The sequence below is a fragment of the Paenibacillus plantiphilus genome, assembly GCF_927798095.1.
GTDB lineage: Bacteria > Bacillota > Bacilli > Paenibacillales > Paenibacillaceae > Paenibacillus_Z > Paenibacillus_Z plantiphilus.
The window spans coordinates 20,320-35,358 of sequence record NZ_CAKMMF010000029.1; the positions used below are offsets into that span (position 1 = coordinate 20,320).

Consider the following 15,039-nt stretch of genomic DNA (forward strand, 5'->3'; position numbering starts at 1 on the left):
TATATCTCGTCCCTTATAGGGACGGGATTTTTTTGTTTTTCACAGTTTTTCATAGTTTTTCACAGTTTTTTTACAACGTTTTTCACAACGTTTATTCACAGCGGCTCGTCTGTTAATTGAGGGATACAAAGGAGAGGTATAACAATGGGGAACAATTCACAGTCAAGCAGCAGGGACGGATATACGGTCGGTTTAGCGGAAATCGCACAAGCGCAAATGCATGTCAAGGAAGTAGCGGCACGAACGCCGCTGCTGCACAATCGCGTACTCTCCGCTCGCTACGGCTGCACCGTATTATTGAAACGGGAGGATCTTCAGGTCGTCCGCTCCTTCAAGCTGCGCGGCGCCTATCACCTGATGAAGTCGCTACCGCTGGAACGGCTGGAACGGGGCGTCGTATGCGCAAGTGCGGGCAACCATGCGCAAGGGGTGGCCTTCTCCTGCCAAGCGCTTGGCATACCGGGCAAAATCTATATGCCGAGCACCACTCCCCGTCAGAAGGTCAATCAGGTCGCCTTCTTCGGCGGTCCCGATGTGGAAATCATCTTAACCGGCGACTCCTTCGACGATGCCTACGATGCTGCTGTGACCGTCAGCCAGCGGGATGACCTGGCATTCATCCATCCCTTTGACGATCCCAAGATCATCGCCGGCAATGGCACGATCGGCAAGGAGATCATGGAAACCGTTGAGACTTCGCCCGACTATATTTTTCTCACTGTCGGCGGCGGCGGGCTTGCGGCAGGTGTAGGCGCTTATGTCAAAGCTGTCTCCCCGGCAACCAAGCTTATTGGCGTCGAGCCAAAGGGAGCGCCCTCGATGCGCAGCTCCCTGGATGCCGGTGAAGTCACTGCGCTTGACTCCATCGATAAATTCGTAGACGGCGCAGCAGTGAAGCGCGTCGGCGACTTGACCTTCCGCATGTGCCAGGAGCTGCTCGATGATATAGTACTCGTGCCAGAGGGCAAAGCATGTACAGCGCTGCTTGATCTCTATAATGAGAATGCAATTGTCGCAGAGCCGGCAGGAGCACTCCCCATTGCCGCGCTTGATCTGTATCGGGAGCAGATCGTTGGCAAGACCGTCGTATGCATCATCAGCGGAGGCAACAATGATGTAGACCGCATGCAGGAGATCAAAGAGCGGTCACTCGTCTTCGAGGGCTTGAAACACTATTTCATGGTTAACTTCCCGCAGCGGGCCGGCGCATTACGCGAATTTCTCGACGAGGTGCTCGGACCTGACGACGATATTGCCCGGTTCGAGTATACGAAGAAGCATAACAAGGATAACGGCCCTGCCCTCGTTGGCATTGAGCTTAAGCACAGACAAGATTATGAGCCGCTCATTGCCCGGATGCGGATGAAGGGCCTCCAGTTCATTGAATTGAACAAAGATCCTTTGCTGTTCAATTTGCTTATTTAGCAACCAAACTCCGGCCCCTGCTTCACCTGCGAAGATGCCGATGATGCAGCTTCTTGGATTTTTGCTCCTGCTTGAATATAATGGTAGGAGCCCCTTCTTCCTGCTGGCTTCTCTTGCAGCTGCAGCAGGAATGGTTGAAGGGCGACTTTGTACGGAGAAGAAGGGGTTATCGGAATGAACATATTGCGAAAACGCTGGTTCGGGCCGGAAATCTTACTGTTCTCGGCTATCTTGTTTATTGTTGAATTTGTCAGAGGGGCAGCGCTTATCAGCTTTCTTCCTATATATGGAGAGAAAACGCTTGGCCTCACTCTCGATATTATCGGGATCGCCATTACCGCGCATTATGTAACGGATACCGCACTGAAGATGGCCATTGGATATTTGCTGGACCGATTCTCGATCCGTTTCGTTGTCCATGCCGGGCTGCTTGTTTCCCTCGCAGGCATTGCGCTCCTGCCATTCGCCCATGAGCCTTGGCTGTTTATCGTTGCGGCGGCTCTCTATGGAGTTGGTATATCACCGATATGGATCGTCTGCTTGACCAAGGTGACGGAGGAGCAGCGCGCCACCCAGATGGGATTTCTCTACACGATATGGCTTGTCGGTATCGGCTCCGGCCCTATCGTGAGCAATATTTTATTAGATTTCAGTACAGCAGCAACCTATTATCTGCTGCTTGGACTATCTATATTTTGCTGGTTTCTTGCACTGTTCACCAGCAATCGCAAATCTTCTGACGTCAAGTCGCTTCCGATGCGTGAACAATTCTCCATTCTGCGCGAACGTCTGCGCCATATGAAGCTGCTGCTCCCAGGCATGGTGCTTCAAACCTTGGGTGCAGGAATGCTTGTCCCTATACTGCCAAGCTTCGCCGAGGAGCGACTCGGAATGACCGGTGCGCAGTATTCCCTTCTTCTGCTCGCAGGAGGAGCCTTCACAGTGATCGGATTAATTCCGATGGGGCGGCTCTCTGACAAGCTCGGCGGGAAGAAATGGTTTCTTGTTCTCGGCTTCTGCTTCATTGGCGCATGTCTGTACGGACTGGCTCTGGAGCCCCCATTATGGCAGAGCATGGCGCTCGCAGGGGCGCTTGGACTATCCTACGCCACACTGCTCCCCGCTTGGAATGCGCTGCTTGCCAATTATGTACCGCCGATGCAGCAGGGGCTTGGCTGGGGGATATTCTCCACCGTTGAAGGAATCGGCGGGATGATCGGTCCAGTCATAGGCGGCGTTCTCGCCTCGATATACGGCCAATCCGCCGTTGTTTGGTACAGTGCGGCTATGTATGTCTTAATTGGTTTGTTCTACATCTGGTTTCCTTTTCGTGCATTCACGGAAAGCGGCAGCAGGGTCAAATAGGGGGATTAGCGAAAGATGAGTCAAATACAAGAATGGATACACAACCTGAAGGAAATGGATTTGAAAGATCTCCAGAGCACGCTTGAAAGTTATTCGGCATTCGGTCCGCTGCCAGGCATTCTTCTTCCACTTATAGAATCGTTTCTGCCCATTCTGCCCCTTCTTGTATTCGTTGCGGCAAATGCGAATATTTACGGTCTATGGCTCGGTTCCTTATTTTCATGGATCGGTGTAGCCGGAGGGGCGCTGCTCGTATTCCTGCTTGCCCGCAAGCTCGGCGGACGATTCGGCCCTTGGGTGCAGCAACGGTTTCCCCGCTCGAAGGTATTCTTCAATTGGATCGAGCACAAAGGCTTTACACCTATATTTTTACTGGCATGTTTTCCTTTCTCGCCATCATCGCTCATTAATATCGTATCCGGCCTTGGAAAAGTCCCCTTTCATACCTTTGCCGTCGCTGTATTGCTTGGAAAGGCGGTTATGATATTCAGCGTATCGCTGCTCAGCTTTGATATTGCCAATTTTGCGCAGGAGCCATGGCGCATCGTGATTACTATTGTGCTCATCGTCGGCATGTGGTTTGGCGGCAAACGCATTGAGAAGCGGTATGAAATGAAGCGCAACGAATAGGACGGTGCAGCCAATGATCGGGAATGGAATGTATCCGCTTATGAGTCTGATGAGCGGCTTGGCAAGCGTCATCGTCCTGCTTTTTGCCGTCGCGCTTGTTGGCGCCATGATCTATATCATTCGTCTTACAACTGACGATTCCGACAAGCATTCGCAATTGAAGGCGTTTGTCGAAGCGCTGTTCAACTCGCCCAACCATTTGCACCAGCAAGGTTCTGATGACAATGAGAAGGATGCCTCCGCGCAGGCCAAGCAGCTCCATGCTCTGTCAAAAACACCTTTCAGCGAGCCTTGCCCTGCATGTCTGGAAACCGTAACGCATGAGCATGCAGAATGCCCGTCTTGCGGATTGCGGCTCCTCTAAGCTATACATAGTTTTCTTCCTAATGCGGCAAACTGTAGAAGCTGTTCTCCAGTCGGAATGACCTATTGACCTATAACATGAAACAGGAGGCCATTATGTCAGGTGAACAACCTTCCAACGAGCAGATCAAGGCTAGTCAAGCACAGTCTCTAGCCGATCAGACGGGCAATAACAAAGAGCAGGCGAGCAAGCTGCAATCAGAAGCAGATCGCCGTGCCGTACCAAAGCACGGGCTCTGATGCTCCCATGCGATTCCAGGAGGATGCCACTATGAGCGAAGAGAAGAGCCATTTCGAGATGGAGCCCCTATCGGGCGAGCCGGTCGAGGTTGACGGGACTTACCGCAACGAATTGGGCCGTGAAGAAACGCTCAAGCGAGGACAAGAATTCCCAGCCGATGTGCAGCTGGGCACTACGGAATGGGAGCTGGTCGAGCTTAGCCTCGACAACCATCACGAAGGCCAAACCGACCCTCGTCTCGTTCCCAAAAGAAAAATTACAGCGAAGGAAGCCCATCTCCAGCATCCTCGCCGCCACAAAGGAAGAAACGAAGAGAATTAACAACGAGAGGCTGTCTCACAAGTAGCTTGCGCTACTTGCGAGACAGCCTCGTTGCTTTAAGCGGACCTGCAACCCGCTTCTGCCGCATCCTGATCAAGGGCATTATATGCTTGCCAATTAATTGCAGACATTCCGCGTTTGAGCACGATAACAGCGCTCTATGACTCTCCATCTTCCTCACGCTGAATCACTTGATCGGATATTCGCTCCAGCCGGCGCAAATGATACGCATACTCGAATATAGCAGAGCTGACGAACACAAGCCGCTTCTGTTCCTCCAGGTTATCGCCCAGATAAGCAGTCAGCTCTTTGATAAACCTGGTTTCCCGTTCCTCTTCGGGCTCGATGGACGCATTAATTTTGATTTTGCCCTCAAGCTTGAGCATAATTTGTTCATGATATTTCGTCAGCTCTTCAATCTGGCTGTCGAAGCGCTGCGCCCATTCACCCGCGCCCTGTGCCGTAAAATAATGCTCCTCCACAACGTCCAGCAAATCCGCGCCTTTATGAAGCGCCTTGATGAGCTGCTTGGACAGAATCAACTGCCTGGCTCTTGCTTGCCGCGGCTTCTTGCGCAAAGTACGCTCTTCTTCAAACAGCGCATACCGCTCCTCCAGCTTGCGCAGCACACCGCTTAGCTTGTCCTTCTCTGTACGGTGCACATCCTCTTTCATCTCGTTGGAAATAGCCATGCGAAGCAGCAGCGAAAGCTGCGTGTAGGCGCCGTGCACCTGTTCGAGGAACTGCTGTCTTGGACGAGGCGGAAACAGCAGCACATTGACTAAGAAAGCCGCCCCCATTCCGGTCATGACCATCGAGAATCGCTCTAGCGCAAACAGCCAGCCCTGTTGATTCGCCTCCATGACAGCAACAACGGTTACAAGTGTCAGTCCGATTGAGCTCTCCATTCGAAGCCGAATGCATACGAGAATCACGACAATACATACAATTCCGATAGCGATTGCTGTATGGCCAACTAATTGAACGGAAATAATGGCAATGACAGCTCCCAGCACATTCGTCTGCAGCTGATCCATCACATGCTGCCAGGAACGGGAGATCGATGGCTGGATCGTGAAGATCGCCGCTACCGATGAAATAATTGGCGATGGAAAGCCAAGCAGGCTGCTGACATAGACAGCCAGCGCTACGGCCAGCCCTGTCTTCAATACGCGCGCGCCGATTGTCATGGTGAATCGGTCCCTTCCTTTTCCATCAAATGATCGTCCTGATGAAGCATAACGGCAGTCTCGGCGACTGGACTGCCATTCACTATGAGCAGCAGCCGATGCATGCCCGGATAATGCTTGCGCGTAGTAAGGTCCTTCCAGCTCAGACGTTTGACGCCGCGCAGACGCTCGCCTGCCGGAACTGTTTTGTCCGATAGCAGAAACTTTTTGCGCGAGACGCTTCCGTTGGCCTTCACATAATCAACCCCGAGCTCAACCCGGATACGCAACGGGCTGGTGCTGTGAAGAGACAGGTCATAAATAATCTCGGACACCTGGCCTAATACAGCTGTTTTCGATGCTGCTTCAATCCTTGCCTCCGTCACCAGCTTGGACGCAACATCATCCTGATATCCGAATAACGCAAGTATGGCGGGATCAGCGCTGCGGATCAATGTCCGGCTGCCGTGGCGGATGATCCAATCCGTCAAGGAGTGGCTTCCCTTCCAGCGAGCAGCCAGCTCTCTCACTACAGCAGGATGATCCTTGGCAATATCATTCACATTGTTCGCAACACTCTTGCGTACGTAAAGTGATGGATCACATTTCAGCTTTTCGAGCAGCGGCAGTATTGGAGAAGGGTCACGCTTAAACATCCCAAGCGCTGGGGCCCAGGGCAGCCTCGGTCTGCAGCCTTCACTAGCCAAACGGCGCACATGCTCGCTCTCATGCTCTGCCCACGCCAGCATCCGGCCCATCGTCCGTTCCGTATCTGCAAGCAGAAACGGCCGAATCGCGAACTCCGCCGAAGAGCGCGACGTAAATCGCTCCAGTGCATCCATCGACAGCTCCCAATGGGCTTGTCCATAGACCTCAACAAAATCAGGGAAAAACAAATAAGGAAAGCCAACACATCGCTCATCTATTGCATACAGCACATCAAGCGCTTGCTCATATTGAGCGGGCAGCAGCGCGCCAAGCGACTCTGTTATCCTTCTGATGCGCCCTTTCAACTCTAGTTCTTCCCATCCTTCACCCGTTACCAGCGCTATGAAACGCTCTCCCTGGAAAGGCTCCCATTCCGACTGAACGAGTGCCGCAAACTGCTGTAGAAATACGAGGTCATACATCGATTTCAACGGTTCGGCCATCTCTCTATCGCCTCCTCACGTTATTATAGCTGATTCCACAACACATACAAGCAGCATCATTATGCCGCGCAAAAAGCTCAGGATTCCTCCGCGAGGAAGAACCCTGAGCCTGAGATGCTTTAGATCGTTTCCTTTTTACACGTAACGTGCAATAAGGTCAGCCAACTGATGCGCCAGTGCATGCGGTCCAGCAGCAAGATCATTGTTCGAGTACCGTAAACGGACGAATGACTCATCCATATCCATCGCTTCCGCGAAGAAGCTTCTAAAGCCTCTTGCCTTGCGGTCGATTTGGAGCAGCAGCTCAAGCTCATTCGGACTGCTGTAGAAGATGACCTCCAGCTCATCCAGCTGTCCTCTGAACTGCGTCGTAGGCACAAACTCCAGCTCCTGGACAAATGGAACGCCGCGGCCAAGCTTCGATGCATACTCGCACTCCGCTTCGCGAAGGCGGAAGCCGAGCAAATTGATCGCTTCAAGAACGGTATTCATCTGCGGTGTCGGCACAACTTCAATCCGGTCATTGTCCCCAGGGTCCACAGCGCCGCGAATATCAAGCTCTGTCTTCACCCATACTGGCGCGCGTCCGATTGTAAGCGGTGCTGTGTGCGGCAGACGAATGGCGAAGTTCTGCTCGCGATTCTCATTGGGCATAAGCACGAATGGATTGAAGATATTAAAGCGTTCAATAGCCACATGATGCTTATGCTTCTGATCATTGCTCTCTCTAATATACTCCGTCATAACAGCAAGCTCTATCTTCTCAATACGCTGTTCTACCTTGCCGCCGCGAATCTTGATCACGCCTCGAATTTCTTCACCTGGCATATACCGCGCTTTCTCCAATAACGTATCGATCTTCGCATTTCCAACTCCGATACTAGCCAACATGCGATTAAACATGAACATGACCTCCTGATAGTTGATAAGCCATACATTTGTCATTACGCTTCTTATGCTGTGATTATGCTATTGCTATGTACGCATGAAAACCCGAATAAGTTTCACACTGCGCACAAACCAATTGTATATCAGCAGACTCTCGCTATGAAGAGCCATCCTCCTGCCTGATTCGATTCATCGGCGTCACTTTTCCTGTGGCGTCTGGTTCGTGAACTGTCGGGGCTTCTGTGCAGGGCAGTATAATATCAAACGTTGTTCCCACCCCTAATGAGCTCCGCACCTGAATGCGCCCTTGGTGGTTATCAACGATCTTGTAGCTTACCATCAGACCGAGCCCGGTTCCCTTCTCCTTCGTCGTATAAAAAGGCTGACCGATCTTCGATAGCTGTTCCTCCGGTATTCCGGGGCCGTAGTCCTCGATGCGGATAATGACATGGTCATCCTCACGCATACAGCTAATTATTATTTTCCCACCTTCCAGCATGGATTCAATTGCATTCTTAACCACATTAATAAACACCTGCTTGAGCTGGTTCTCAACGCCGCGCACCCATAGCGGATCGTCGTCAACGCGCATCTCCATCTCAATGCTGTGCAGAAGGGCCTGCGCCTCAAGCAGTGTAACCGTATCGCGTATAATAAGCCGTATATCCTTGCAGGACAGCTCATAGATCTGCGGCTTCGAAAGCATCAGCAGCTCGCTGACTATGGATTCAATCCGATTGAGCTCGGACTTCATAATGTCATAGTAATTTTTGTTGCTCTGGCGTCCCGATGACATCAGCTGAAGAAAGCCCTTCAACGATGTCAGCGGATTGCGAATCTCATGCGCGATGCCTGCCGCAAGCTGTCCGGCAACATATAGCTTCTCCGAATTAATAAGAAGCTCCTCATTCTTCTTGCGCTCCGATATATCCCGAACGATAACTTGAAAGACAGGTCTGCCCGAAATCTGCGTGCAAGTCTCCACAACCTCCGTATGCAGCAGCTTGCCATTCATCGTATACCAATCTATCTCTATCGGACCCCGTTGGACGCCTTGCGCTGTTGCTTGCAGCATACTCTTCATCGCAGGATGAAATACCGGCAGCAATTGCCTGTATATCGATGTCCCCAGCAGCTCTGCCTCGCTCGTCGATTCGAACATTTGCAGCCCTGAGCGGTTAATATACTCCCACTTCTCGTCCCCTATAATGGCGATCATATCAATTGAATTCTCGACCAGCAGCTTGTATCGCTCGTCCATCGCATTGTATCGCCTGTCAACGAACCGGGCCAGCGTACTGAAGGCAAAGATGACCAATGTCGCGATACCCAGCACAACGGACAGCCGTTTCAAATATTCGCTCAGCCTGTCGGCAGTCAGCACGACATCATACTCGATCGTAACCGCTTCAAGCCCGAGCAGTTGCATCGCGATGCCTGACAAGCCGAGTATAAGGCCGGCTAGCAGCATCGAGTATCTGCTCTTGCGCTGGAACAGAAAGAATGCCCCTCCTGCGCCAATTATGGTGACGACAAGCGCAAAGAAAGCCAAACCAAAATGAATCTTGAATTCCAGCACCTGTTCACTCATTAATCTGGAGTAGCTCATGAAGTTAGATCCTGCTGCGATGACGAAGCTGCTTGCCAACAGACGCAGCCCTAAGCCAAGCCGGCTCCCTAGCAGCAGCAGCGAGAAATAAGCACAGATCATCAGACATAAAAGCTTCACAATGGATGTCCAATCAATCATGATCATATAATCGGCTGCGATCAGCATGACGAAATGGCAGACCCACAGTCCCAGTCCATAGACAGCGGCACCGCTTAGCAGCCAATAATTTCTCCGGACTCCAACATGCTTAAGCTGACCGATCATATTGAACATTGTGAATGAAGCGAATAAATTAATAGCGAGTGCAAACAGCAAAAACATCCATCTTTCCGAAACAATCAGCTCATCCATAAATGCCCTCTGTTAACAAGTAAGTTCAGTTCTCATTTGTCAAATTCGACATTTTTCCATTTAATCCTTTTTTCTGTGACATGGAATTATAGGACTACAGATGGACACCGTTCCTTCGACAACAATTTACAAGACAAAATCAGGATAGAATGAGGTATACTGAAATTATATCTAATCAAAGAGAGGACTTATTTCGCATGGTAAAAATTATAAAGGAATTCAGAGAATTTGCTGTTAAAGGCAACGTAATCGATCTGGCAGTAGGGGTTATCATCGGCGGAGCGTTCGGCAAAATCGTCACTTCGATGGTTAATGATATTATTATGCCGCCAATAGGCGCGTTGATTGGAAATGTGAACTTCAAGGACTTGTTCCTCGTTCTCAAGACTCTCGATGAGGGTGTCGCCAGACCTGCTTCCCTTAGCGAAGCGGCAGCTAAAGGCATCCCTGTTCTCGCTTACGGGCAATTTTTTAATATTATGCTGGATTTCACGATCATCGCATTCTGTATATTCATGCTGGTCAAAGGATTAAATGCACTTCGCCGCATGAACAAGGATTCTGATGAGCAGCCTGCGGAGCCGACGGTCAAGGAATGCCCGTACTGCTTGTCCAAGGTTCCCATTAAAGCGACACGCTGCGGTCATTGTACGTCCCATCTGAAGGATGACGCGGAGGATGTGCCGGTCGGAGGACTCTCCTAGCCTATGAGCTTCGGCGACGACAGCTCGAAGGAAGAGCGCTTTGATATTTACGATGACTCGGGCGCTCATATCGGCACTGCCAGCCGCAGTGAGGTGCATGCCCTCGGGTATTGGCACCGTTCCTTTCACTGCTGGGTTACACGGCGTGCCGGCGATCGCAAGCTTGTCATGTTCCAATTGCGGCATGGCAATAAAGACACTTACCCGCTTCACTATGACATTACTGCCGCAGGACATCTGGCCGCTGGAGAAACTGTCCAAGACGCGGTGCGCGAGATTGAGGAGGAGCTGGGCATTCCGACAACGTTCGAAATGCTCATTCCTCTGAGCCAGACAAGCTTTGAATCCAGCGGCATTGCGCAAGGCGTTCCGTTCATCGATCGGGAGATCAGTGATGTTTTCGCCCTTGTGTATGACGGGCCGCTCGACTCCCTGCAGCTCCAAGCCGACGAAGTGATTGGGATATTCGAGGCGGAACTGGAGTCGATGATCGAATTGTTCGAGGGCCGTCTTGATGCTGTAATCGCCCAAGGCTTCGAGGTCGATGAGAATGGTTCGAGAAGATTCGATGAGCGCCAGGTGACAACTTCTGAATTTGTGACCCGGCCTTTGTCCCACTATGCCGCTGTGTTCCGTTCTTTACTAGCACATACCTAAGCTTACCTGATAGATGATGGCGGGTCAGCCTCCTCTTGTGAGGGCTGTGTCTCGCCTTTCTTTTTCCCGTAACGATTGCTGCCCCCTGACCTCTGCCCTGCCCCATGCTATTCTCCCACTGACGATACCAGCTGTCGATCATGCCATGGATATTATAAAATATGGTGCTAATAGGCGCGATATCAAAATCATTGAGCTCGCTTTCGTTATAAATCCGCGCCGCTTCCTGATGAATGCATCCGTGTATACCCGAGCTCTCAATAAACCGTCCAAGCTCATCTGCCGTCGCAAAGGATTGCGGATTGTACATAATTCGCCTCTCAGCTGCCCGGTTGTAGCACGGTGTATACCGGATTTCCTCCGGCACGCTCTGCCAAGGGGCGACTAGCTGAGGATTATAGCCTTGCTGGTTATACCACTGAAGCGCTTTTGCAATAAATTGCCGGTGAAAATTCAAGAACCTTACCCCATAGCCGGTCGGTATATTCGCTGGATTATTCTGATGGTTGGCATGATGCCATTGCCGATGCTCCTCCAGAAGTGCTGGCGGGAAATTCCGAATGATCGACATAATAAGCTTCCTCCCCCGTACAGTCAATTCCTTTAACCTATGCTGCTCGCCATCCATCTGTTCACAAGAGAGGACTTGTCCTCATAAGGGACAAAAAAATCCGCTCATCGCTATTAGGCGATGGCGGATTAAATGCGGATTCCGGTTCAGCAATAGGCATAAAAGCGATGTGCTTCGATTACTTTAAATGCCGCAGCAGCGGTTGCCTCTAGTACGGTCGCTTCTACCACCGATATCGTTTCCGCAGAATTCATTCGATACACAGATATCGAACGTGATTCGAACGTCGCAGCATTCGCCAAACACGCAGCTGATACGCACACAAGAGAATCTTCCTTGATTGAAGAAATTAACGACATTACAGTTGTGGCCGATCAAATGTTCAACAACTTTACGGTTTTTACAACGGATGGCACGAACGAGCTTAGCAGCTACTTGACGATGTTTCAGCGAACAGAAAAAATCACAAAGATCTTCCCCGGCTTCCTGCATACCATCTACTGCTCTATCTCTTTTCTTACCACAACCTGAACTAGAACCTGAACTTGAACTTGAAATGCGGGCACGGTTTTTGCGAACTACCTTAACGTTGTTAAACTTAACCTTGGCTGACACTGAATCTCCTCCTCTTAATCGAGCTTGAGATAATATATGGGAGGAGGTAGAATATGGCATGGACAGGTAATCCCCGTGAAACGTGTATTCTCAAAGCCTTCATACATGCGTAGTCATTCGCTTGACAGGGTAAAAGTCCTTATATTCCAAATTTGTTGGCATTATCTCTCGTCATTTTTATATTTATTATTTCCATATTTAATATATAAATGCTCCTTGCTACGATATTGTAAACTATTGATTTTAGAAATATTTTCATGTAGGATGAGAGAATTGATAATTATCAAATTATTTGGAGGGATTCATTTGAAAAAAACATTGCTGCTGACCAGCTTGGTGCTTATGCTTCTTATGACAGCCTGTTCCGCTGGTACGGAAACTGGCAAGACTGGCGATACATCCGGTCAAAAAACGAATGCCACAACGGATGGCAATGATTCTGCTGCGAAAGAGGCTGAAGCGCCAAGCATGTATAATGTTGGCGATACCGTGACAATCGGAGATTGGGAAGTTAAGCTGGAATCATTCGAGTATAAACCCGAGCTGAAGCCAAACGACGTTATCGTGTTTTCACCGGACGAGGGCAATATTTATGCAATTGCAAATGTGACGGTGAAAAATATCGGCTCAGAAGTCAATACATTCCTTCCTGTTATATCCATGAAGAATAAGGATGTAGGTGTCATGCTTAAATATGATGATAAATATGACTTCACATCAACTAATCTATTAGGCTATCAGGAGCAGCTTTATATGGCGTCGTTAAATCCGCTGTCGACAAAAACAGGGGAAATTGTGTTTGATACCGTTAAGGAAGTACAGGATTCCGATAAGCCGTTGTATCTGATTTTCACCCTTGGAGACGATAAGTACAAGTTTGCAGTAAAAAAACAAAAATAGAGGACACCCCTCATAACGAGACTCTATTATATTCGTATATGAAGCAATGGTAAAAAGGGTCTCCCCTAAGTCATCTATAGTGACTTAGGGGAGACTCTTTTTGATTAGCTAACGGTTAGATAGAGAAGCAAATTACCACCTAGTGAAGTTTACAACTACGACTGAAATAAATACTTGACTTTTATTTTGGCTATGCGATATATTATAAAAGTCGTCTTAGTGATAGACCTTTCGCTGATGTAGCTCAGGGGTAGAGCAACGCACTCGTAATGCGTAGGCCGGGGGTTCAATTCCCTTCATCAGCACCATTTAACTCCAGCAATGACGCGGGTTGCCGAGTAATCGGAACCACGCGTCTTTTTTATCTTATTTTTTCACACCGATCGGCAACACACATCTCAACCTCTACTTGAAAGAGTTCATACTCCCCGCTATTTTCAACTCTTAGCCTTTGGTCTTCCAATCCGAAAGCTTCTCTTCTCTTTGACGAGATTCTGCAGAGGCTGCTCTTCCGATTCCGCAGTTGCTGGACGAACCGGCAGATGGAGCGTAAATGCGCTGCCTTCGCCCTTTCGGCTCTGCAAGCTCAGCGAGCCGCCAAGCAGACGCGATAGCTGCAGACTGATCGAGAGTCCTAGTCCTGTCCCGCCATATTTGCGATTAATGGCCCCGTCCTCCTGCCGGAAAGCCTCGAATATGAGCTGCTGCTTGTCAGGATCAATGCCGATTCCCGTGTCCTCTATGGTGAAGGCCACGCGCGGCGGTATAGAAGGCCTGACCACCGGACGGCCCCATGATGCCGGATTCCAGTTGCGGATACGGCGCACGCAATAAATACCTGACTCAATTGCAGCAGATCCGCTTTCGTACCGTACATTCAGCTTAACGCCGCCCTGCTCAGTGAATTTGATCGCATTCACGATCAGATTCCGCAGAATTTGACTCACCCGCAATACATCCGTCTGGATCGTACCAGGGACAGTCGCAGCAATATCCATCACGAAGGTCAAATTCTTCTGATCGGCAAGCGGCTGAAACTGCTGGTGCAGCATTTGCACCAGATCATAGGTGGAGACCGCCTCAAAAACAACGTCCATCTTCCCTGCCTCCACCTTGGAGAGATCAAGAATATCGTTAATCAGATGCAGCAGGTCATTGCCGGCTGCATGGATGAGATCGCCGTAACGAATCACTTCGCTTTCGTAGCTGTTATCGTCGTTGTCCCGGATGAGCTGCGAGAGCAGAATAATGCTGTTCAGCGGTGTCTTCAGCTCATGAGACATGTTCGCCAGAAACTCCGACTTGTACTTGGAAGCAACGAGCAGCTCATCCGCTTTGTCCTCGACCTCGCGCTTCGCTTCGCGCAGCGCTCTGGTCTGTCGCCGCAGCAGCATGTTCATCATCCGCAGATCATCTACCCGCTGCTGCTCCCTCTGGAAATCCCGAATAATAAAGACGAACAATCCGCTAAGCAGCAGCCTGAGCGGAAAGGCAACAATCCCTATATTGTACCAGTACTCCCAACAGCTCATATTATCCGTGATTCTATATATAACCGTCGCATTAAGTGCAAACCCGATATTTATGCCAATAATCGCCGCTATGCTCTTCCATACAAACGGCCAGGACACCCGCTGAAGCCACAAATTCATGAAAGCACCGATAATGCCTAGCACATTCATACTAATAAACCCCGACCACGCCATACTGTCCAATCCAAAAAACAACCGTCCAATGCCAATTCCGAATCCAATAATCAGAACCGCCCGCGGTCCCGGCAGGACTATCACGGCTACAATAAGCGGCACCACGCGCAGATCGATCAGCGTCTCATGGATACGCAAACCAAACACCATAGCCAGCCAGCCGCCAAGGATGAAGATCGCTATCGTTAGCCCATATTTCACTTTGGCGCTCGTGTGCTGGAACAAATATTTGTAACCCAAATTAAACAAATAGGCAAGTGTTATTAAGAGGCTTATATTCACCAAAAATGTTTTGGAAAACGTCAACCGCAATTCCCCCTACTATTATAAGGCATGTCCCTATACTACCCGTCGAATGCACTTGGCAGCC

The 15,039-nt window shown here is 49.9% G+C and carries 15 protein-coding genes, 1 tRNA gene and 1 other annotated feature (1 of these 17 only partly in view); of the genes, 10 read left to right on the top strand and 6 right to left on the bottom strand.

The features are described 5' to 3' along the window. Positions 1 to 17 (top strand) — a binding site (T-box leader) (it extends 256 nt beyond the left edge of the window). Between the two features lie 127 nt (positions 18 to 144). From ilvA to L6H65_RS21140, 6 genes are all read left to right on the top strand, one after another. After that, positions 145 to 1,425 carry a threonine ammonia-lyase IlvA gene (gene ilvA, locus L6H65_RS21115; protein ID WP_236344715.1) on the top strand — a complete coding sequence of 427 codons (1,281 nt, stop codon included), beginning with the start codon at positions 145 to 147 and terminating at the stop codon, positions 1,423 to 1,425. A 174-nt stretch (positions 1,426 to 1,599) separates the two neighbouring features. Then, entirely contained in the window at positions 1,600 to 2,790 is a 1,191-nt protein-coding gene (locus tag L6H65_RS21120) for an MFS transporter (protein WP_236344717.1), read from the top strand. 15 nt (positions 2,791 to 2,805) lie between these two features. Then, the gene (locus L6H65_RS21125; protein WP_236344719.1) at positions 2,806 to 3,420 is read left to right on the top strand and encodes a TVP38/TMEM64 family protein; all 615 of its coding nucleotides are present in this window, start codon (positions 2,806 to 2,808) and stop codon (positions 3,418 to 3,420) included. A gap of 13 nt (positions 3,421 to 3,433) precedes the next feature. After that, entirely contained in the window at positions 3,434 to 3,784 is a 351-nt protein-coding gene (locus L6H65_RS21130; RefSeq protein ID WP_236344721.1) for a hypothetical protein, read from the top strand. Between the two features lie 95 nt (positions 3,785 to 3,879). Continuing rightward, the gene (locus L6H65_RS21135) at positions 3,880 to 4,023 is read left to right on the top strand and encodes a hypothetical protein (protein ID WP_236344723.1); all 144 of its coding nucleotides are present in this window, start codon (positions 3,880 to 3,882) and stop codon (positions 4,021 to 4,023) included. 31 nt (positions 4,024 to 4,054) lie between these two features. Continuing rightward, on the top strand, positions 4,055 to 4,345 hold the full coding sequence (locus L6H65_RS21140) for a transposase (protein WP_236344725.1): 291 nt from the start codon (positions 4,055 to 4,057) through the stop codon (positions 4,343 to 4,345). A gap of 158 nt (positions 4,346 to 4,503) precedes the next feature. Here L6H65_RS21140 and L6H65_RS21145 read toward each other — a convergent pair whose 3' ends face one another. From L6H65_RS21145 to L6H65_RS21160, 4 genes are all read right to left on the bottom strand, one after another. Beyond that, positions 4,504 to 5,535, bottom strand: coding sequence for an FUSC family protein (locus L6H65_RS21145; protein ID WP_236344727.1), 1,032 nt, complete (start codon positions 5,533 to 5,535; stop codon positions 4,504 to 4,506). Further along, positions 5,532 to 6,665: a DNA alkylation repair protein gene (locus L6H65_RS21150; protein ID WP_236344729.1), complete on the bottom strand. Its 1,134-nt coding sequence runs from the start codon at positions 6,663 to 6,665 to the stop codon at positions 5,532 to 5,534. Before L6H65_RS21150 ends, L6H65_RS21145 begins: the two co-directional genes overlap by 4 nt. 135 nt (positions 6,666 to 6,800) lie before the next feature. Continuing rightward, positions 6,801 to 7,568 carry a sporulation protein gene (locus tag L6H65_RS21155; RefSeq protein ID WP_307728381.1) on the bottom strand — a complete coding sequence of 256 codons (768 nt, stop codon included), beginning with the start codon at positions 7,566 to 7,568 and terminating at the stop codon, positions 6,801 to 6,803. A 142-nt stretch (positions 7,569 to 7,710) separates the two neighbouring features. Continuing rightward, entirely contained in the window at positions 7,711 to 9,516 is a 1,806-nt protein-coding gene (locus L6H65_RS21160; RefSeq protein WP_236344731.1) for an ATP-binding protein, read from the bottom strand. Positions 9,517 to 9,713: 197 nt separating this feature from the next. On the opposite strand from L6H65_RS21160, the gene mscL reads away from it, so the two are divergent. Together mscL and L6H65_RS21170 are read left to right on the top strand one after the other, a co-directional pair. Continuing rightward, positions 9,714 to 10,220: a large conductance mechanosensitive channel protein MscL gene (gene mscL / locus L6H65_RS21165; RefSeq protein WP_236344732.1), complete on the top strand. Its 507-nt coding sequence runs from the start codon at positions 9,714 to 9,716 to the stop codon at positions 10,218 to 10,220. A gap of 3 nt (positions 10,221 to 10,223) precedes the next feature. Continuing rightward, positions 10,224 to 10,877: an NUDIX hydrolase gene (locus L6H65_RS21170; protein WP_236344733.1), complete on the top strand. Its 654-nt coding sequence runs from the start codon at positions 10,224 to 10,226 to the stop codon at positions 10,875 to 10,877. A gap of 754 nt (positions 10,878 to 11,631) precedes the next feature. On the opposite strand, the gene L6H65_RS21175 is transcribed toward L6H65_RS21170, so the two are convergent. Beyond that, the gene (locus L6H65_RS21175) at positions 11,632 to 12,063 is read right to left on the bottom strand and encodes a hypothetical protein (protein WP_236344734.1); all 432 of its coding nucleotides are present in this window, start codon (positions 12,061 to 12,063) and stop codon (positions 11,632 to 11,634) included. A 306-nt stretch (positions 12,064 to 12,369) separates the two neighbouring features. Between L6H65_RS21175 and L6H65_RS21180 the strand changes: the two genes are divergently transcribed. Together L6H65_RS21180 and L6H65_RS21185 are read left to right on the top strand one after the other, a co-directional pair. Then, on the top strand, positions 12,370 to 12,963 hold the full coding sequence (locus L6H65_RS21180; RefSeq protein ID WP_236344735.1) for a DUF4352 domain-containing protein: 594 nt from the start codon (positions 12,370 to 12,372) through the stop codon (positions 12,961 to 12,963). 233 nt (positions 12,964 to 13,196) lie between these two features. Next, positions 13,197 to 13,271: transfer RNA gene (locus L6H65_RS21185), tRNA-Thr, on the top strand. A 129-nt stretch (positions 13,272 to 13,400) separates the two neighbouring features. Here the strand turns inward: L6H65_RS21185 and L6H65_RS21190 are convergent. Further along, entirely contained in the window at positions 13,401 to 14,975 is a 1,575-nt protein-coding gene (locus tag L6H65_RS21190; protein ID WP_236344736.1) for a sensor histidine kinase, read from the bottom strand. Positions 14,976 to 15,039: the final 64 nt, after the last annotated feature.

Excerpts from the sequence above, each read along its gene's own strand:
- L6H65_RS21155 (WP_307728381.1), bottom strand. The coding sequence starts at position 7,568 with ATGTTTAATCGCATGTTGGCTAGTATCGGAGTTGGAAATGCGAAGATC.
- L6H65_RS21170 (WP_236344733.1), top strand. The coding sequence starts at position 10,224 with ATGAGCTTCGGCGACGACAGCTCGAAGGAAGAGCGCTTTGATATTTAC.
- L6H65_RS21120 (WP_236344717.1), top strand. The coding sequence starts at position 1,600 with ATGAACATATTGCGAAAACGCTGGTTCGGGCCGGAAATCTTACTGTTC.
- L6H65_RS21145 (WP_236344727.1), bottom strand. The coding sequence starts at position 5,535 with ATGACAATCGGCGCGCGCGTATTGAAGACAGGGCTGGCCGTAGCGCTG.
- ilvA (WP_236344715.1), top strand. The coding sequence starts at position 145 with ATGGGGAACAATTCACAGTCAAGCAGCAGGGACGGATATACGGTCGGT.
- L6H65_RS21125 (WP_236344719.1), top strand. The coding sequence starts at position 2,806 with ATGAGTCAAATACAAGAATGGATACACAACCTGAAGGAAATGGATTTG.
- L6H65_RS21140 (WP_236344725.1), top strand. The coding sequence starts at position 4,055 with ATGAGCGAAGAGAAGAGCCATTTCGAGATGGAGCCCCTATCGGGCGAG.
- L6H65_RS21160 (WP_236344731.1), bottom strand. The coding sequence starts at position 9,516 with ATGGATGAGCTGATTGTTTCGGAAAGATGGATGTTTTTGCTGTTTGCA.
- L6H65_RS21150 (WP_236344729.1), bottom strand. The coding sequence starts at position 6,665 with ATGGCCGAACCGTTGAAATCGATGTATGACCTCGTATTTCTACAGCAG.
- L6H65_RS21135 (WP_236344723.1), top strand. The coding sequence starts at position 3,880 with ATGTCAGGTGAACAACCTTCCAACGAGCAGATCAAGGCTAGTCAAGCA.
- mscL (WP_236344732.1), top strand. The coding sequence starts at position 9,714 with ATGGTAAAAATTATAAAGGAATTCAGAGAATTTGCTGTTAAAGGCAAC.
- L6H65_RS21130 (WP_236344721.1), top strand. The coding sequence starts at position 3,434 with ATGATCGGGAATGGAATGTATCCGCTTATGAGTCTGATGAGCGGCTTG.